Below are 17,969 nucleotides of genomic sequence, written 5' to 3'. Positions count from 1 at the left end.
TGGTCGCGCCATCCGGGGCCCATGCGGGCAAGATGAACAGATGCGGATCGGAATTCTCACCGGGGGCGGCGACTGTCCCGGGCTCAACGCCGTCATCCGGGCGGTGGTGCGCACCTGCGACTCGCGATACGGGTCGTCGGTGGTCGGATTCCAGGACGGGTGGCGCGGTCTGCTGGAGAACCGGCGCATCCAGCTGCAAAACGACGACCGCAACGACCGCCTGCTCGCCAAGGGCGGGACGATGCTCGGCACCGCCCGCGTGCACCCCGACAAACTTCGGGCCGGGCTGAACCAGATCAAGCAGACCCTGGACGACAACGGCATCGACGTGCTGATACCGATCGGCGGCGAGGGCACCCTGACCGCCGCGCATTGGCTGTCCGAGGAGAACGTTCCCGTGGTCGGCGTGCCGAAGACCATCGACAACGACATCGATTGCACCGACGTGACTTTCGGGCACGACACCGCATTGACGGTGGCCACCGACGCCATCGACCGGTTGCATTCCACGGCCGAATCCCACCAGCGGGTGATGCTGGTGGAGGTGATGGGCCGCCACGCGGGATGGATCGCGTTGAACGCCGGGCTGGCGTCCGGCGCCCACATGACGCTGATCCCCGAGCAGCCCTTCGACGTCGAGGACGTGTGCCGACTCGTCAAACGCCGCTTCCAGCGCGGGGATTCGCACTTCATCTGCGTGGTCGCGGAGGGCGCCAAGCCGATCGCCGACTCAATCACGTTGCGCGAGGGCGGGATTGACGAGTTCGGCCATGAGCGGTTCACTGGCGTCGCCGCGCAGCTCGGCGCCGAGGTGGAGAAGCGGATCAACAAGGAGGTCCGGGTGACCGTGCTGGGCCACGTCCAGCGCGGCGGCACCCCGACGGCCTACGACCGGGTGCTGGCGACGCGCTTCGGCGTCAACGCCGCCGACGCCGCGCACGCGGGCGAGTACGGCCAGATGGTCTCGCTGCGCGGCCAGGACATCGGCCGGGTGTCGCTGGCGGACGCCACCCGCCAACTCAAGCTGGTGCCCGAGAGCCGCTACGACGACGCGGCCGCCTTCTTCGGCTAAGCGGCGGCGAACAGTTGGTGGCAGCGAATTGACGACCGGCTGAATTTGCCGCCGAACCCGGCAGCTCATGCCAGGTGGCCGCGATGTTCGTGGTTTTCCGCCAGCTCGAAGCGGTTATACCGTCTGCTATGAGCAACCGCGGTTCGATTCGCGGAGCCGTTCACCAGCCGGGGTCGGGCCCGCGAGACCGTCAGCGGCCGCCGCCGCGTGGGCGGGACGACGCCAATTGGACTTCTGCCACGGTGCCCCGGCCGCCACAGCCCCCGCCGACCGCGCCGGCACCGGCGCGTCGGGTCCCGCCGCGGTCGCGCCCGGAGCTGACCGTCGGCGGGGCGGCCCTCGACAGCCTCGAGCCGCAGGACACCGAGGACTCCGCCGGGTTTGACTGGCGAGACGTGGTCCGACGCATTACCGGAATCAAGATCGGTCCCGGCAAAGGTTCGGCATACGAGCAGGAGCTACGGGATCGTATCCGCGCTCCGCTGGGCGGCCCATTCCCCATCGCGGTGCTCAACCTCAAGGGCGGCGTCGGCAAGACCGTCGTCGTCGAGGCACTGGGCTCCACCTTCGCCGCCGTCCGCGACGACAAGGTGGTCGCCGTGGACATCGACGCCGGCGACCTGGCCGAGCGGCACGGCCGCCGCAACCCGCTGAGCATCGCCGACCTGTTGCGGGACGGCGCGGCCACCCACTATTCGGATGTGCGGGCGCACACCTACATGAACAGCTTCGGGCTGGAGGTGCTCGGGCTGCCGGACTACGCGCGCACCGATTGGCGGCTGGAGCGCCACGACGTCGTCAGGACTTTTTCGATTCTGCGCAAACACTATTCGGTGGTGCTGGTGGACTGTGTCAAGGCGGTCAATTCGGCTGTGATGGACGCCGTGCTGCCGGAGTCGTGCGCCCTGGTGGTGGTCACCAGCACCTCCATCGATGCGATACGCAAGACGAGGACAACCCTGGACCTGTTGCGCAACAAGGGATATCAGCGCTTGATGGCGCGGACCGTGCTGGCGATCAACCATGTCGAGGCGGGCAAAGTCGCCGTCGTCGCCGCCAAAGAACTCGACGCGTTGTCCGCCCGCGTCGCCGCCACCGTCGTGCTGCCGTTCGATCGGCACGTGCATGACGGCAAGGAGATCGGCCTGGATCGGCTCAGCAGGGAAAGCCGGCGCAGCTACCTGGAGATGGCGGCCACCCTGGCCGACATGTTCCCCGGCCAGCGCATGGAACAAGGGCTCCGGCTCGGGGCCCGCCGGAAGCCGCCCGGGTTCTAGCGCTGCCGATGGGTGGTGACCTGCCTCGCCCGGCTTCGCCGCGCTCGCGATCACCACTACCCCGATGGGTGGTGACCCGCGTCGCCCGGCTTCGCCGCGCTCGCGATCACCACTACGATCGACGGCATGAGTGTTGCCGCCGGTCCCGAGCTGCTGGATTACGACGAGGTCGTCGCGCGTTTCGACCCCGTGCTCGGCCTCGAGGTGCACGTCGAGCTGTCCACCGCGACCAAGATGTTCTGCGGCTGCTCCACCACGTTCGGCGCCGAACCCAACACCCAGGTGTGCCCGGTGTGCCTCGGGTTGCCGGGCTCGCTGCCGGTGCTCAACCAGGCCGCGGTCGAGTCGGCGATCCGGATCGGGCTGGCGCTGAATTGCGAGATCGTGCCCTGGTGTCGCTTCGCCCGGAAGAACTACTTCTATCCGGACATGCCGAAGAACTACCAGATTTCGCAGTACGACGAGCCGATCGCGATCAACGGCTACCTTGAGGCGCCGCTCGAAGACGGCTCCACCTGGAGGGTGGAGATCGAGCGCGCCCACATGGAGGAGGACACCGGCAAGCTCACCCACATCGGTAGCGAGACCGGCCGCATCCACGGCGCGACGACGTCACTGATCGACTACAACCGGGCCGGCGTCCCCCTGATCGAAATCGTCACCAAGCCGATCGTGGGGGCGGGCGCCCGGGCCCCGCAGATCGCCAGGTCCTACGTCACCGCGCTGCGAGACCTATTGCGCGCCTTGGGCGTATCCGACGTCCGGATGGATCAGGGTTCAATGCGTTGTGACGCCAACGTGTCGCTGAAACCGACCGGGGCGACCGAGTTCGGGACGCGGACCGAGACGAAGAACGTCAACTCGCTGCGCAGCGTCGAGGTTGCCGTGCGGTACGAGATGCAGCGCCAGGCCGCCGTCCTCGTGTCCGGCGGGCGGATCACGCAGGAAACCAGGCACTTTCACGAATCCGGGTACACCAGCCCCGGTCGCACCAAGGAAACCGCCGAGGACTACCGCTACTTCCCGGAACCCGACCTCGAGCCGGTCGCGCCCAGCCGCGAGTTGGTCGAGGAGCTGCGGCAGACCATCCCCGAGTTACCGTGGTTGAGCCGCAAGCGAATTCAGCAGGAGTGGGGCGTTTCCGACGAGGTCATGCGGGATCTGGTCAACGCCGGCGCCGTCGAACTGGTCACCGAGACCGTCAAGCACGGCGCGTCGAGCGAGCAGGCCCGCGCCTGGTGGGGAAACTTCTTGGTGCAGAAGGCCAACGAGGCCAATATCGAATTGGACGAGCTGGCCATCACGCCGGCTCAGGTCGCCGCGGTGATCGCGCTGGTCGACGAGGGCAAGCTGTCGAACAAGCTGGCCCGCCAGGTCGTCGAGGGCGTGCTGGCCGGGGAGGGCGAACCCGAGCAGGTGATGACCGCCCGCGGCCTGGCGCTGGTGCGTGACGACTCGGTCACGCAGGCCGCCGTCGACGAGGCGCTGGCCGCCAATCCGGATGTCGCCGAGAAGATTCGCGGCGGCAAGGTGGCCGCGGCCGGCGCGATCGTCGGCGCGGTGATGAAGGCCACTCGCGGACAGGCCGACGCGGCCCGGGTCCGCGAGCTCGTGCTGGCCGCCTGCGGTCAGGGCTGACCGCGAGGGGCCTCGCCGGCCGACCGATCGCACGGAAAACGGTGTGGGAAAAATGTTCGACGACCTGATGGCCATGCTGGACGGCCCGGTGTTCGTCGTGACCACCCAGGCCGACGCTCAGCCGTCGGGTTGCCTGATCAGTTTCGCCAGCCAAACCAGCGTGCGGCCACCGAGTTTCATGGTGGTGATGCCCCGCAGCGGCCCCACCTGCGACGCTGCCCGGCAATCCGAGCACTTGGCGGTGCACGTGCTGGCGCAGCACCAGGTCGCCCTGGCGGAGCTTTTCGACAGCGAAATCGACGACCAGGCCGACAGATTCGGTCGCTGCTCGTGGCGCGTCGGGCCGCACGGGATGCCCATCCTCGACGAGGCGATCGCCTGGTTCGTCGGCAGAACCGCGCATTGGATCGATATCGGGGATCACGTCGCCTTCATCGTGGAACCCGTCGCCGGATGGGTTCCCGATTCCTACGAGGACGTGCTCTACCTTTCCGATCTCGACGAGATGGAACCGGGCCAGGTCGCGCCGGAGCGGTTCGTCCTGCACAAACCGGCCGCCGAGCCGCGCAAATACGGGCTGAGGTTCACCCTGGAGGGCCCCGTTTAGGTCTTGTCGTCGTTGTTGCGCGGGAAGCCGCCGCCCTGCGGGAATAGCGGGAACACCACGTCATCGAGCTTCTCGGCGTCCCCGGCGGTCTTGTTAACCGTTGCGCCCCAGACGTTTCCGTCCGGCGACATCCGCAGCGCCCACGCGTGCGCGTGGGTGTCCTTGCGCACGACGTCGGGTTCACCGGTGACCGCGCCGGTCTTGGGCGCGAGCCGCACCGCCACCGTCAGCTTGGTGTTGATCAGGTTCACCAGCACGGTCCCGTCCATCGCCGCGCAGCCCGCGACGCCGGGCTTGTCCGGCCACGTCCACACGGTGGAGACCTCGGAGGTCTTGGTGATGCGCTGCAGGCGGTCGGCGGTCGGGGTGCGGTCGGCGACGTACAGCGAGCCGTCGACGGGATCGATGCACATGCCGCCGCCGGAGCCCACGCCCGACAGCGCGGTCGTCGGCGGGGCCTGGCCGATGGTGGTCGGCTGCTCGATGCGCAGCACCTTGCCGGCGAGCGACTTGGGGTCGGCGGCCATCGCCGGGTTGCCCGCGTCGCCCGTCATCACGACCAGCGTGGTCGGGCTGGTGAAGATCAGCGCGCCGGTGTTGCCGGTGGCGCCCTTGGGGATCCCGGTCAGGATGTCCTTCGGGATGTCGCCGTCGGCCACGCGGATGACCCGGTTGTCGGTCGGCGTGCTGATGTAGGCGTACATCAGGCGGTCCTGCTGATAGGTGGGCGACAGCACGATGTCCATCAGCCCACCGTCACCGGACGGGTCGACGGGGATGACCACCTTCACTTTCGGCTCGGCGTTGACCGAGATGTCCTTGACGGCGCCGGTGGTGCGCTCGGCGACCAACGCGGTTTTGCTGTCGGGCCCCATGATCAGGCCGCTGGTGCTCTCCAGGCAGCCCTGCATGACTCCCGGCGCCGGGCAGGCCTTGGGGAAGGGCGTGGGCGGCAGCGGCGGCGGCGGGGGAGGCGTCGAGCTGGGCTGGGGTTTGAGTTCGGGGGCGGTCGTGAAGGGCTGGGATTGGGCGTCGTTGAACCGCGCGCACCCGCTCGCGACCAGCACCACCGCGGACAGCGCGGCCAGACCGCCGCGAACCGAGCCCCGTATCCGCATGACCGACAGGCTACGGACTGGGCGGCCCCCGCCGCCACACGCCTGCCCGGGTCCGGCGACGGAAGCTGTGCGGGTGGGGCCCAGATTTCCCGCTTTTTTGGCCCCGCGGAGGGGCGGAAAAGACGATTTGGGGCCAATCCGGGGCGTTTTGGCGGACTAACCGGCGAAAGCGCCGCTCAAATCCCCGATTCAGGCGCGTTTGCCCTTACCCTGACACCCGTGACCAGTCAATCGAATGACGCACATTGGAGCCGTCCCGGCGAATCCCCGGAGCCGCTCCCGGGGCGCCCCGCCTCGGCGCGCTTGGTCGACCCCGAGGATGACCTGACGCCGGTCGGGTACCCGGGCGACTTCGGAAACACCACCGTCATCCCCTACGTCGACCCCGCGGCGGCGGGTGCCCCCGCGGCCGGCGGATACCACCTCCTCGACCAGCAGGAGCCCCTGCCGTACGTGCAGCCGGCGTCGACGGCGCAGCCGATGCCGATCTCGGCGACCGAGCCGGCCCAGATCGACGGGGACAAGGACGACGAGCGTCACCGCGACATCGGTAAGCGCGGCACCCAGAACCTGGGTTTGCTGGTGCTGCGGGTCGGGCTTGGCGTGGTGTTGGGGGCCCACGGGCTGCAGAAGCTGTTCGGCTGGTGGGGCGGCGGCGGCCTGACCGGCCTGAAGAATTCGCTGTCCGACGTCGGCTACCACCACGCCGACATCCTCGCCTACGTCAGCGCGGGCGGCGAGATCGTCGCGGCGGTGCTGCTGATCCTGGGCCTGTTCACCCCGGTGGCCGCGGCGGGCGCGCTGGCGTTCCTGATCAACGAACTGCTGGCCACCGTGTCGGGCGGCGCGCGCTCGCACGCGTTCGCCTACTTCCTGCCGCAGGGGCACGAATACCAGATCACCCTGATCGTCCTGGCCGTTGCCGTGATCCTGTGCGGACCGGGCCGCTACGGCCTGGACGCAGGCCGGGGTTGGGCCCACCGCCCCTTCATCGGATCGTTCGTCGCCCTGCTGGCGGGCATCGCCGCCGGAGTCGCGGTCTGGGTCACGCTCAACGGGGTCAACCCGATCGGCTGACCCTCATCGGTAGGGGTTGGGCACCCGCCCCGCGCTGACCTCGGTCAGCTGCGGCAGCGTGGCGAAGGTGACCGCGGGCAGGCGCAGCTCGGTACCGGTTTTCAGGCGGGCGCGCGCCCAGGAACCGCGGTGGAAGCGCAGCCCGTCGACCTCTTCCCAGCGCACCGTCTTGCTCCCCAGCAGGGTCCGCACGGTCAGGCCCCGTTCGTCGGCGACCGTGCGCAGCCGGATGATCAACGCGGACAACACCACCGGGATGAGCAGCAGCGGCGCGGTCACCGGCCAGGCCAGCACCGGTATCAGCAAGCCGAGGGTGAAGAACCCGACGGCGAAGTGGGCCATCGGCGACACCTTGATCACGACGGGGGAATCGGTAGCCACTGGAGCATCATTTCACCGTGCGCCGGCCTTCCCGCCGCCCGCCGCCGAGTGTGAACAGGCGGCGACCGTCCTCGGCGTGTCACCGCCCTGGGCGCACGCGGAAAGCCGTGGCTGCACACTGGACCCGGATTTGACTGTTGAGCTGTGCGAAGGCTACCGTCGGACGCTATGGATACCGCCGGAAAGCCCGGGATGCTCGTAGTAATTAGTCAGCGCGTTGGTGGCTGACTAGGTCTTCAGCATTTGAAGCGATCCAGCACCAACGCGCAACCCTCGTTCAGCCGATGAGCTGTCGGGGGTTTTTTCTTGCGCAGCAACGAAACTTCGAAGAGTGAATAGGACCCAAAGACAGTGAGCGCTCCCACCAGGCCACCCGCCACGCAGGCGCAGGATCCGGCCAGCGTCGCCACGGACGCCGTGAAACCCACCGCAAAGACCCCGGCCGCTCAACCGAAACGCGTTGCACCGGAACAACTTACCGGTGCCCAGTCGGTGATCCGGTCGCTGGAGGAACTCGACGTCGAGGTCATCTTCGGGATACCCGGCGGCGCCGTGCTGCCGGTCTACGACCCGCTGTTCGACTCGAAAAAGCTGCGCCACGTGCTGGTTCGGCACGAGCAGGGCGCCGGCCACGCCGCCAGCGGCTACGCGCACGCCACCGGCAAGGTCGGCGTCATGATGGCGACGTCCGGCCCCGGCGCCACCAACCTGGTCACCCCGCTGGCCGATGCCCAGATGGACTCGATCCCCGTCGTCGCCATCACCGGGCAGGTCGGGCGTGGGTTGATCGGCACCGACGCCTTCCAGGAGGCCGACATCTCGGGCATCACGATGCCGATCACCAAGCACAACTTCCTGGTCCGTTCCGGCGACGAGATCCCCCGGGTGCTGGCCGAGGCGTTCCACATCGCCCGCTCGGGACGTCCGGGCGCGGTGCTCGTCGACATCCCCAAGGACGTGCTGCAGGGACAGTGCACGTTCAGCTGGCCGCCGCGGATGGACCTGCCCGGCTACAAGCCGAACACCAAGCCGCACAACCGGCAGGTGCGGGAGGCCGCCAAGCTGATCGCGGCCGCGCGCAAACCGGTGCTGTACGTGGGCGGCGGGGTCATCCGCGGCGAGGCGACCGAGCAGCTGCGCGAGCTGGCCGAGCTGACCGGCATCCCGCTGGTCACCACGCTGATGGCGCGCGGCGCCTTCCCGGACAGCCATCCGCAGAACCTGGGCATGCCCGGCATGCACGGCACCGTGGCCGCGGTGGCGGCGCTGCAGCGCAGCGACCTGCTGATCGCGCTGGGCACCCGGTTCGACGACCGGGTGACCGGCAAGCTGGAATCCTTCGCGCCCGAGGCCAAGGTCATCCACGCCGACATCGACCCCGCCGAGATCGGCAAGAACCGGCACGCCGACGTGCCCATCGTCGGCGACGTGAAGGCCGTCATCACCGACCTCATCGCGATGCTGCGCCACCATGACGTCCCCGGCAACATCGAGATGACCGAGTGGTGGGCCTATCTGCACGGCGTCCAGTCCACCTACCCGCTGAGCTACGGCCCGCAGAGCGACGGCAGCCTGAGCCCGGAGTACGTGATCGAGAAGCTGGGCGAGATCGCCGGCCCGGACGCGGTGTACGTCGCCGGCGTCGGCCAGCACCAGATGTGGGCCGCGCAGTTCATCTCGTATGAAAACCCGCGCACCTGGCTGAATTCCGGCGGGCTGGGCACCATGGGCTTCGCCATCCCGGCGGCCATGGGCGCCAAGATCGCCCGCCCGGACGCCGAGGTCTGGGCGATCGACGGCGACGGCTGCTTCCAGATGACCAACCAGGAGCTCGCCACCTGCGCCATCGAGGGCGCGCCGATCAAGGTGGCGCTGATCAACAACGGCAACCTCGGCATGGTGCGCCAGTGGCAGACGCTGTTCTACCAGGAGCGCTACTCGCAGACCGACCTGGCCACGCACTCACACCGGATCCCGGACTTCGTGAAGCTGGCCGAGGCGCTGGGCTGCGTCGGATTGCGTTGCGAGCGTGAGGAAGACGTCGTCGACGTGATCAAGGCGGCGCGGGCGATCAACGACCGCCCGGTGGTGATCGACTTCATCGTCGGCGCCGACGCGCAGGTGTGGCCGATGGTCGCCGCCGGCACCAGCAACGACGAGATCCAGGCCGCCCGCGGGATTCGCCCGTTGTTCGACGACGAAAGCGAAGGGCACGCCTGATGAACACGCACACGCTGTCGGTGTTGGTGGAGGACAAGCCCGGTGTGCTCGCCCGCGTGGCGGCGCTGTTCTCGCGGCGCGGCTTCAACATCGAGTCGCTGGCCGTCGGCGCGACCGAGCAGAAGGACATGTCGCGGATGACCATCGTGGTCTCCGCCGAGGAGACCCCGCTCGAGCAGATCACCAAGCAGCTCAACAAGCTGATCAACGTGATCAAGATCATCGAGCAGGACGACGACAACTCGGTGTCCCGGGAGTTGTCGCTGATCAAGGTGCGGGCCGACGCCGGCACCCGTAGCCAGGTCATCGAGGCGGTGAACCTGTTCCGCGCCAAGGTGATTGACGTGTCACCGGAATCGCTGACCATCGAGGCCACCGGTGACCGCGGCAAGATCGAGGCGTTCCTGCGCGTGCTGGAGCCCTTCGGGATCCGCGAAATCGCCCAATCCGGAATGGTGTCGCTATCCCGCGGTCCGCGCGGTATCGGCACGGCCAAATAGCAAAAAGGAGAAAGTTCACCGTGGCATTAGAGATGTTCTACGACGACGACGCAGACCTGACCATCGTCCAGGGCCGCAAGGTCGGCGTCATCGGGTACGGCAGCCAGGGGCACGCGCACTCGCTGAGCCTGCGCGACTCGGGCGTGCAGGTGCGCGTCGGGCTCAAGGAGGGTTCGAAGTCCCGGGCCAAGGTTTCCGAGCAGGGCCTTGACGTCGACACCCCCGCCGAGGTCGCCAAGTGGGCCGACGTCATCATGCTGCTGGCCCCCGACACCGCGCAGGCCGACATCTTCAAGAACGAGATCGAGCCCAACCTAAACGAAGGCGACGCACTGTTTTTCGGGCACGGCCTCAACATCCACTTCGGCCTGATCAAGCCGCCCGCCGACGTTACCGTCGCGATGGTCGCCCCGAAGGGCCCCGGTCACCTGGTGCGCCGCCAGTTCGTCGACGGCAAGGGCGTGCCCTGCCTGATCGCCGTCGACCAGGACCCGACCGGCCAGGGCGAGGCGCTGGCCCTGTCGTACGCCAAGGCCATCGGCGGCACCCGGGCCGGCGTCATCAAGACGACCTTCAAGGACGAGACCGAGACCGACCTGTTCGGTGAGCAGGCCGTGTTGTGCGGTGGCACAGAGGAATTGGTGAAGGCCGGATTCGACGTGATGGTCGAGGCGGGCTACCCGCCGGAGATGGCGTACTTCGAGGTGCTGCACGAGCTCAAGCTGATCGTCGACCTGATGTACGAGGGCGGCATCGCCCGGATGAACTACTCGGTGTCCGACACCGCGGAGTTCGGCGGCTACCTGTCCGGCCCGCGCGTCATCGACGCCGGCACCAAGGAGCGCATGCGGGAGATCCTGCGCGAGATTCAGGACGGCAGCTTCACCAAGAAATTGGTCGAGAACGTCGAGGGTGGCAACAAGCAGCTCGAGCAGTTGCGCAAGGAGAACGCCGAGCACCCCATCGAGGTCGTCGGCAAGAGGCTGCGCGACCTGATGAGCTGGGTCGACCGCCCGATCACCGAGACGGCGTAACTTTCTGGCCGAGCAGACGTAAAAGCACCGAATTCTTCGGCGTGTCGGGGGCTTTTGCGTCTGCTCGCGCTAAGAGGTGAGCCGCCCGGCGACGGCCACTACCCGGCGGGCCAAATGGTCGAGGGCGTTATTCGTGGGCTCGTCGAATTCGTCGATGTTGTCGTGGGTGGACACCAGGCTCACCCCATACGGGTTGCCGTCGACGAACTTGACCGGATCGGTGTAGCCCGGCGGCACGATGATGCCCCCGAAATGCATCAGCGTGTAGTAGAGGGAGAGCAAGGTCGTCTCCTGGCCGCCGTGCAGCGTGTTGGACGACGTGAACGCGGCGTACACCTTGTCGGCCAGCTTGCCTTCGGCCCACAGCCCGCCCAGCGAGTCCAGGAAAGCGCGCAATTGTGCGGCGGGCGAACCGAACCGGGTCGGCGAGCCGAAGATCACCGCGTCGGCCCAGACGATGTCGTCGCCGGTGGCCGCCGGAAGGTCCTTGGTCGCTTGGTAGTTCGCGGTCCAGGCCGGGTTGTGCGCGAACGACTCCGGGTCGTGGGTCTCGGCGACGTGCCGCAGGCGCACCTCGGCGCCCGCCGACTCGGCCGCCGCGGCGACACGTTTGGCCATCGCGGTGCCGTGGCCGGTGGCCGAGTAATAGATGATCGCGAGTTTGGTCACGGTGTCAGCTTAGGCATGCCCAGGCCGAATTCACGGCGCAACAAGGTGCGTGCGGCGTAGTAGCCGGACATGCCGTGCACGCCGCCGCCGGGCGGGGTGGCCGCCGAGCACAGATACACCCTCGGAATCGGTGTGCTCCAAGGGTTTAGCCGCGGTGTCGGGCCGGCGATCGCGCGCCAGGCGGAGTTTCCGCCCATCCCGATGTCGCCGCCGACGTAGTTGGCGTTGTGGTCGGCCATCCGGGCGGCGGGCACGGAGCGGGCCGCCACCACGATGTCGCGGAAGCCGGGCGCGAACCGCTCGACGATCTCGGTGACGGCTTCGGTCGCGTCGACGGTGGATCCCGACGGCACGTGGGCGTAGGTCCACAACGGGCGACGGCCCACGATGTCGACGCGGCCAGGGTCCGCGATGTGCGGCGACGCGGCCAGCACCATCGGCCATTGCGCGTGACGCCCGGCGGCGATGTCGGCCTCGGCCCGCGCCATCTGCTCGCGGGTGCCGCCCAGGTGCAGTGTCGGCGCCCGCCCCAGCCGTGCGTCGGTCCATGGGATGTCCTCGCTGAGCACGAAGTCGACCTTGGCGACGCCGGGGCCAAAGGTGTAGCGGCTCAACGCCTTCGCGTAGCGGTCCGGAAGCGCGTCCCCGTAGATGCGCAGCAGCGCCGTCGGTGCGGTGTCGAACGCGACGACCCCGCCGGGCGGCCGGGTGACCTCGGTGCCTGCCGTGAGTTCGCCGCCGTGCGCGCGCAGGTCGGCGATCAACGCGTCGGTGATCGCCTGGCTTCCCCCCACCGGGATCGGCCAGCCGACCGAATGCGCGAGCGTGGCCAGCATCAGCCCGGCACCGGCGGCCGTCAACGACGGCATCCGCGAAATCACGTGCGCGGCAACGCCGGTAAACAGGGCCCGTGCGTCCTCTCCGGTTAGGAAGCCCAGCAGCGACCCCCAGGCGGGCGTGCCCTGCCCCAGCATCCGAACGCCGAGTTGCAGGGCGGACGGCAGCGACCCGGGCACCGACCGTTTGTCGCCGAGCAGCAACCCCACGACCGCGTCGGAATGCTCGACCAGCGGGCCGAGCAGGCGTCGCCACGACGCACCGTGCTCCAGTTCCGCGCAGGTGCGCTCGAGATCCCGGTAGGCGATTACGGCCGGGCGGCCCGGCAGCGGGTTGGCGTAGGAAATCTCCGGGATCGCGAGTTGCACGTCGCGCGCGGGCAGGTCGAACGCCGCGAAAAACGGCGACGCCAGCGCCAGCGGGTGAACCGCCGAGCACACGTCGTGTATGACTCCCGGAGAATCTGGGTCGGGCGCGGTGCGCGCGCCACCGCCGAAGGTCGGCTGGGCCTCGATGACCTGGACTTTCAGCCCGGCACGGGCGCAGATGACCGCCGTGGTGAGCCCGTTGGGTCCGCTGCCGATGACGGTGACGTCCACGCGTCAATTACAGCCGATAGGCTGTCCGGGTGAATCTGCCTGTTGTACTTATTGCCGACAAACTCGCCGAATCAACCGTCGCCGCGCTGGGGGACCAGGTCGAGGTGCGCTGGGTGGATGGCCCGGACCGGCCCAAGCTGCTGGCCGCCGTCCCCGAGGCGGACGCGCTCCTGGTGCGGTCGGCCACCACCGTCGACGCCGAGGTGCTGGCGGCCGCCCCCAAGCTGAAGATCGTGGCCCGCGCCGGGGTCGGCCTGGACAACGTCGACGTCGACGCCGCGACCGCGCGCGGGGTCCTGGTCGTCAACGCGCCCACGTCGAACATCCACAGCGCCGCCGAGCACGCGATGGCGCTGCTGCTGGCCGCGGCCCGCCAGATCGCAGCGGCCGACGCCACGCTGCGGGAGCACACCTGGAAGCGGTCGAAGTTCTCCGGCACCGAAATCTTCGGCAAGACCGTCGGTGTCGTCGGGCTGGGCCGCATCGGCCAGCTGTTCGCGCAACGGATCGCGGCCTTCGGCACCCACGTCGTCGCCTACGATCCGTACCTGGCGCCGGCCCGCGCCGCGCAGCTCGGCATCGAGCTGCTGTCCCTGGACGACCTGCTGGCCCGCGCCGACTTCATCTCGGTGCACCTGCCGAAGACCCCGGAGACGGCCGGCCTGATCGACAAGGAGGCGCTGGCGAAGACCAAGCCCGGCGTCATCATCGTCAACGCCGCGCGCGGCGGCCTGGTCGACGAGGCGGCGCTGGCCGACGCGATCAACAGCGGGCACGTCCGCGCCGCCGGCCTCGACGTCTTCTCCACCGAACCGTGCACGGACAGCCCGCTTTTCGAGCTGCCGCAGGTGGTGGTGACGCCGCATCTCGGGGCCTCTACCGCCGAGGCGCAGGACCGGGCCGGCACCGACGTCGCCGCAAGCGTGCGGTTGGCGCTGGCGGGGGAGTTCGTTCCCGACGCCGTCAACGTCGGCGGCGGCGTGGTCAGCGAGGAGGTGTCGCCCTGGCTGGACCTGGTGCGCAAGCTCGGGGTGCTGGCGGCCGCACTGTCGGGCGAGGTGCCGGTCTCGTTGTCGGTGCAGGTGCGCGGCGAGCTCGCCTCGGAAGATGTTGAGGTGCTTAAGCTTTCGGCGCTACGCGGGCTGTTCTCGGCGGTCATCGACGAACCGGTGACCTTCGTCAACGCGCCGGCGCTGGCCGCCGAGCGGGGCGTCTCCGCCGAGATCACCACCGCATCCGAAAGCCCCAACCACCGCAGTGTCGTCGACGTGCGGGCCGTCGCTCACGACGGCTCGTGCGTGAACGTCGCGGGCACGCTGTCCGGGCCGCAGCTGGTGGAGAAGATCGTCCAGATCAACGGCCGCAACTTCGACCTGCGTGCCCAGGGCACCAACCTGGTGATCAACTACGCCGACCAGCCCGGGGCGTTGGGCAAGATCGGTACTCTGCTGGGTTCTGCCGGCGTGAACATCCAGGCGGCGCAGCTGTCCGAGGACGCCGAGGGGCCCGGCGCGACGGTCCTGCTGCGGCTGGACCAGGACGTGCCCAAGGATGTGCGGTCGGCGATCTCGGCGGCCGTCGGCGCCAACAAGCTGGAAGTGGTTGACCTGTCGTGAAGCTCGCTGTGATCGGTGGCGACGGGATCGGGCCGGAGGTGGTGGCCGAGGCCGTCAAAGTCCTCGACGCCGTCGTGCCGAACGTCGAAAAGACCAGCTACGACCTGGGCGCCCGTCGTTTCCACGCCACCGGCGAGCTGCTACCGGACTCGGTGCTCGCCGAGTTGCGCGAGCACGACGCCATCCTGCTCGGGGCGGTCGGTGACCCGTCGGTGCCCAGCGGCGTCCTGGAGCGAGGTCTGTTGCTGCGCCTGCGCTTTGAGCTCGACCATCACGTCAACCTGCGACCGGGCCGGCTGTACAAGGGGGTGAGCAGTCCGCTCGCCGGAAACCCCGAGATCGACTTCGTCGTGGTGCGCGAGGGCACCGAGGGCCCCTACACCGGCAACGGCGGCGCGATCCGCGCGGGGACGCCCAACGAAGTCGCCACCGAGGTCAGCGTGAACACCGCGTTCGGCGTGCGCCGCGTGGTGCGCTACGCGTTCGAGAAGGCCCGGCTGCGGCGCAACCACCTGACGCTGGTGCACAAGAACAACGTGCTGACGTTCGCGGGGAAGCTGTGGACGCGGGTCGTCGCCGAGGTCGGCGCGGAATATCCTGACGTCGAGGTCGCCTACCAACACGTCGACGCCGCAACCATTTTCATGGTCACCGACCCCGGGCGGTTCGACGTGATCGTCACCGACAACCTGTTCGGCGACATCATCACGGACCTGTCCGCGGCGGTGTGCGGCGGAATCGGCTTGGCCGCCAGCGGAAATATCGACGCCACCCGGGCCAATCCGTCGATGTTCGAGCCGGTGCACGGCAGCGCCCCCGACATCGCCGGTCAGGGCATCGCGGACCCGACCGCGGCGATCATGTCGGTGGCGCTGTTGCTTTCCCATCTGGGCGAGGACGCTGCGGCTGCCCGGGTGGACGGGGCCGTCGAGACCTATCTGGCGACTCGTGGGAGCGAACCGCGCGCCACCACCGAAGTCGGCGAACGGATCGCAGCCGCGCTCTAGTTTCCAGGCCGGGCGGCAGCAGCCGGATCGGCACCAAGGGCACCGCCGCCAGCGGGAACAACCCGCAGAGCAGCCAGGCCGACGGGTATCTCGCCGCGCCGATCAGCACGCCGAACAGCGGGGGACCGACCGCCGCCGTCACGCGCTGGGTGGTGTTCTGGATGCCCAGGGCGCGCCCGCTCCAGAACGGCCCGGCGAACTCGGTGATGGCGGTCGCCTCCAGCCCGTTGTCGAGCACGGCGAACACCGAGATGGCGACCATCAGCGGGATGTCGAACCGCGAATCGAGCTGGTCGGAGAGCGCCAACAGAAACAGGGTCAACGCGGCGACGGCGGCGATGACGGCGACCGGTTGCATGCGTGAGCCGATGCGATCGGACCAGCGGCCCACCGCGACGCGGCCGACCGCGCCGAGCAGCTGCGACAGGGTGACCAGCCCGCCAGCCGCGGCGACCGACCAGTGATGGTGGTTCATCAGCCAGACCAGCATGAACGTGACGGTCACCGTCTGCGGCATCATCAGCAGGCCCGCGACGGCGTGGATTCGCCACAGCACCGACGAGCCGCGGTACGGGCTGGCCAGCTCGGCCTTGGTGGCCGCCTCCCGGGGCTTGCGCACCGGGTCGACGATGCCGACGGCGCTCGCCAGCGCCGCCGCCGTGCACATCAGCGCCGGAAACATCAGCCCCGCATGCACGCCGTGCTCGGCCAGTTCGGGCATGACCAGAGCGCCCGCCGCGATGCCCAACGGTTGCGCGGTCTGCCGGATGCCCATCGCGAGGCCGCGGTGCTGCGGGGGAAACCAGGCGGAGACCAGCCGGCCGCCGGCGGTGTTGCAACTCGCGGCGGCCATGCCCCCCAGGAACAGGTAGCCGGCGACCCACACCATCGAGTGCACCGACGCCGCGGCGTAGGCGGCGGCCGCGGTAAGCCCGGAGCCCAGGGTCAGCACCAGCCGCTCGCCGACGCGGTCCAACACGTAGCCCCATGCGATGAGCGTTACCACCATGCCCCAGCTCGGCATCGACGAGAGCAGGCCGGCCTCGGCCAGCGGGGTGCCCCGCGTGGCTTCCAGCGACGGGATCAGAAAGGCGACGCCGTTGATGAATAGAAAGGAGCTGGTCGTCACGAACAGCGAGACGATCATGATCGACCATCGCTTGCCGGCGCCGACGGCGGCAGAGTGCCCCTTGGGCATCGGTCCATGCTTGCACACGGCCGGCACCGGTTGCGGGAGCCGCTACTAGGCATCACTAGGCTTCTGCGAATGCGCCTCGGTCGAATCGCCAGCCCGGACGGTGTCGCCTTCGTCAGCATCGAGGGCGAACTCGACGATCCCACCACACTGACCGCTCGGGAGATCGCCGAGCACCCGTTCGGCACCCCGACCTTCACCGGACGATCGTGGCCGTTGGCCGACGTCCGGCTGCTGGCGCCGATGCTGGCCGGCAAGGTCGTCTGCGTCGGCAAGAACTACGCCGATCACATCGCGGAGATGGGCAGCTTCGAAACGGGCCCGGCGCCCGCGGACCCGATCATCTTCCTCAAGCCCAACACCGCGATCATCGGACCCAACGTGCCGATTCGACTGCCCGCCAACGCATCACCGGTGCACTTCGAGGGCGAGCTGGCGGCGGTCATCGGCCGGCCGTGCAAGGACGTTACGGCCGCCCAGGCCGCCGAGAACATCCTCGGCTACACCATCGCCAACGACGTGTCGGCGCGGGACCAGCAAAAGGCCGACGGCCAATGGACCCGCGCCAAGGGCCATGACAGCTTCTGCCCCGTCGGGCCGTGGATCGTCACCGATGTCGACCCGGCGGACCTCGAACTGCGTACCGAGGTCAACGGCGCGGTGAAACAACACAGCCGCACCTCGCTGATGATCCACGACGTCGGCGCCATCGTGGAGTGGATCTCGGCCGTGATGACGCTGCTGCCCGGAGATCTCATCCTCACCGGCACCCCGGCCGGCGTCGGGCCCATCGAGGACGGCGACACGGTGTCCATCACCGTCGAGGGAATCGGCACCCTCACCAATCCCGTTGTCCGCAAAGGAAACTAGTGACAGTTCGAGTCCGGTTCTGCCCGTCGCCCACCGGCACCCCGCACGTCGGCATGGTGCGCACCGCGCTGTTCAACTGGGCCTACGCCCGACACACCGGCGGCACCTTCGTCTTTCGCATCGAGGACACCGACGCGGCGCGCGACACCGAGGAAAGCTACCGGGCGCTGCTCGACGCGCTGCGACTGCCGGTACGGCCCGTAGGGCCCGCCGACCTCCGGCCCCTCGTCCCAGTCGAGACCGAGCCAGCGC

Annotated in this window: 16 protein-coding genes and 1 pseudogene; 12 read left to right on the top strand and 5 right to left on the bottom strand. The window is 68.9% G+C overall.

Annotation, left to right across the window (positions count from 1 at the left end):
• Positions 1–40: 40 nt before the first annotated feature.
• From A5706_RS03965 to A5706_RS03950, 4 genes are all read left to right on the top strand, one after another.
• Positions 41–1,072, top strand: a complete 1,032-nt coding sequence (locus tag A5706_RS03965; protein WP_068102091.1) for an ATP-dependent 6-phosphofructokinase — start codon at positions 41–43, stop codon at positions 1,070–1,072.
• Positions 1,073–1,200: 128 nt separating this feature from the next.
• Positions 1,201–2,349, top strand: coding sequence for a MinD/ParA family protein (locus A5706_RS03960; RefSeq protein WP_082964187.1), 1,149 nt, complete (start codon positions 1,201–1,203; stop codon positions 2,347–2,349).
• Positions 2,350–2,475: 126 nt separating this feature from the next.
• Complete coding sequence (gene gatB / locus A5706_RS03955) at positions 2,476–3,987, top strand: Asp-tRNA(Asn)/Glu-tRNA(Gln) amidotransferase subunit GatB (protein WP_068127264.1); 1,512 nt, start codon at positions 2,476–2,478, stop codon at positions 3,985–3,987.
• A 52-nt stretch (positions 3,988–4,039) separates the two neighbouring features.
• Complete coding sequence (locus tag A5706_RS03950; RefSeq protein WP_068127263.1) at positions 4,040–4,594, top strand: flavin reductase family protein; 555 nt, start codon at positions 4,040–4,042, stop codon at positions 4,592–4,594.
• Here the strand turns inward: A5706_RS03950 and A5706_RS03945 are convergent.
• A complete protein-coding gene (locus tag A5706_RS03945; RefSeq protein ID WP_068127260.1) occupies positions 4,591–5,712 on the bottom strand; it encodes a sorbosone dehydrogenase family protein in 1,122 nt (373 codons plus the stop codon). The genes A5706_RS03950 and A5706_RS03945 overlap by 4 nt on opposite strands.
• Positions 5,713–5,931: 219 nt before the next feature.
• Between A5706_RS03945 and A5706_RS03940 the strand changes: the two genes are divergently transcribed.
• Positions 5,932–6,789: a DoxX family protein gene (locus A5706_RS03940; protein WP_068127258.1), complete on the top strand. Its 858-nt coding sequence runs from the start codon at positions 5,932–5,934 to the stop codon at positions 6,787–6,789.
• Between the two features lie 3 nt (positions 6,790–6,792).
• On the opposite strand, the gene A5706_RS03935 is transcribed toward A5706_RS03940, so the two are convergent.
• The gene (locus A5706_RS03935) at positions 6,793–7,131 is read right to left on the bottom strand and encodes a PH domain-containing protein (RefSeq protein ID WP_068127300.1); all 339 of its coding nucleotides are present in this window, start codon (positions 7,129–7,131) and stop codon (positions 6,793–6,795) included.
• Positions 7,132–7,521: 390 nt separating this feature from the next.
• Between A5706_RS03935 and A5706_RS03930 the strand changes: the two genes are divergently transcribed.
• Genes A5706_RS03930 through ilvC form a run of 3 tightly spaced genes read left to right on the top strand, consistent with a single transcriptional unit; the run spans position 7,522 to position 10,924 of the window.
• Positions 7,522–9,390 (top strand): acetolactate synthase large subunit, encoded by a 1,869-nt coding sequence (locus tag A5706_RS03930; protein WP_068127255.1) that lies wholly within the window; start codon positions 7,522–7,524, stop codon positions 9,388–9,390.
• Positions 9,390–9,890 (top strand): acetolactate synthase small subunit, encoded by a 501-nt coding sequence (ilvN, locus tag A5706_RS03925; RefSeq protein WP_068127253.1) that lies wholly within the window; start codon positions 9,390–9,392, stop codon positions 9,888–9,890. Before A5706_RS03930 ends, ilvN begins: the two co-directional genes overlap by 1 nt.
• A gap of 32 nt (positions 9,891–9,922) precedes the next feature.
• A complete protein-coding gene (gene ilvC / locus A5706_RS03920; protein WP_082964188.1) occupies positions 9,923–10,924 on the top strand; it encodes a ketol-acid reductoisomerase in 1,002 nt (333 codons plus the stop codon).
• A 69-nt stretch (positions 10,925–10,993) separates the two neighbouring features.
• Here ilvC and wrbA read toward each other — a convergent pair whose 3' ends face one another.
• The gene (wrbA, locus tag A5706_RS03915; RefSeq protein ID WP_068127249.1) at positions 10,994–11,593 is read right to left on the bottom strand and encodes an NAD(P)H:quinone oxidoreductase; all 600 of its coding nucleotides are present in this window, start codon (positions 11,591–11,593) and stop codon (positions 10,994–10,996) included.
• Positions 11,590–13,029, bottom strand: coding sequence for an NAD(P)/FAD-dependent oxidoreductase (locus A5706_RS03910; RefSeq protein ID WP_068127247.1), 1,440 nt, complete (start codon positions 13,027–13,029; stop codon positions 11,590–11,592). The genes wrbA and A5706_RS03910 overlap by 4 nt, the downstream gene beginning before the upstream one ends.
• Positions 13,030–13,058: 29 nt before the next feature.
• Here A5706_RS03910 and serA point away from each other — a divergent pair, with 29 nt between their 5' ends.
• A complete protein-coding gene (gene serA, locus A5706_RS03905; RefSeq protein ID WP_068102072.1) occupies positions 13,059–14,645 on the top strand; it encodes a phosphoglycerate dehydrogenase in 1,587 nt (528 codons plus the stop codon).
• Complete coding sequence (locus tag A5706_RS03900) at positions 14,642–15,652, top strand: 3-isopropylmalate dehydrogenase (protein WP_068127245.1); 1,011 nt, start codon at positions 14,642–14,644, stop codon at positions 15,650–15,652. The genes serA and A5706_RS03900 overlap by 4 nt, the downstream gene beginning before the upstream one ends.
• Positions 15,653–15,785: 133 nt before the next feature.
• Here the strand turns inward: A5706_RS03900 and A5706_RS32005 are convergent.
• A pseudogene (locus A5706_RS32005) lies at positions 15,786–16,799 on the bottom strand (MFS transporter); the annotation flags it as partial.
• Between the two features lie 120 nt (positions 16,800–16,919).
• Here A5706_RS32005 and A5706_RS03895 point away from each other — a divergent pair.
• Together A5706_RS03895 and A5706_RS03890 are read left to right on the top strand one after the other, a co-directional pair.
• A complete protein-coding gene (locus A5706_RS03895) occupies positions 16,920–17,717 on the top strand; it encodes a fumarylacetoacetate hydrolase family protein (protein ID WP_068127242.1) in 798 nt (265 codons plus the stop codon).
• A gap of 53 nt (positions 17,718–17,770) precedes the next feature.
• Positions 17,771–17,969 (top strand): glutamate--tRNA ligase family protein (locus tag A5706_RS03890; RefSeq protein ID WP_231985020.1); only part of this gene is annotated, 199 nt, incomplete at its 3' end.

Origin of the sequence: Mycobacterium sp. E796 (assembly GCF_001672815.1) — a bacterium.
In the GTDB taxonomy this organism is placed as follows: Bacteria; Actinomycetota; Actinomycetes; order Mycobacteriales; family Mycobacteriaceae; genus Mycobacterium.
The sequence above is the reverse complement of the archived record's forward strand: the minus strand, read 5'-3'. Positions and strand labels throughout refer to the sequence as shown.

Excerpts from the sequence above, each read along its gene's own strand:
- A5706_RS03965 (WP_068102091.1), top strand. The coding sequence starts at position 41 with ATGCGGATCGGAATTCTCACCGGGGGCGGCGACTGTCCCGGGCTCAAC.
- A5706_RS03960 (WP_082964187.1), top strand. The coding sequence starts at position 1,201 with ATGAGCAACCGCGGTTCGATTCGCGGAGCCGTTCACCAGCCGGGGTCG.
- gatB (WP_068127264.1), top strand. The coding sequence starts at position 2,476 with ATGAGTGTTGCCGCCGGTCCCGAGCTGCTGGATTACGACGAGGTCGTC.
- A5706_RS03950 (WP_068127263.1), top strand. The coding sequence starts at position 4,040 with ATGTTCGACGACCTGATGGCCATGCTGGACGGCCCGGTGTTCGTCGTG.
- A5706_RS03945 (WP_068127260.1), bottom strand. The coding sequence starts at position 5,712 with ATGCGGATACGGGGCTCGGTTCGCGGCGGTCTGGCCGCGCTGTCCGCG.
- A5706_RS03935 (WP_068127300.1), bottom strand. The coding sequence starts at position 7,131 with ATGGCCCACTTCGCCGTCGGGTTCTTCACCCTCGGCTTGCTGATACCG.
- ilvN (WP_068127253.1), top strand. The coding sequence starts at position 9,390 with ATGAACACGCACACGCTGTCGGTGTTGGTGGAGGACAAGCCCGGTGTG.
- ilvC (WP_082964188.1), top strand. The coding sequence starts at position 9,923 with ATGTTCTACGACGACGACGCAGACCTGACCATCGTCCAGGGCCGCAAG.
- A5706_RS03895 (WP_068127242.1), top strand. The coding sequence starts at position 16,920 with ATGCGCCTCGGTCGAATCGCCAGCCCGGACGGTGTCGCCTTCGTCAGC.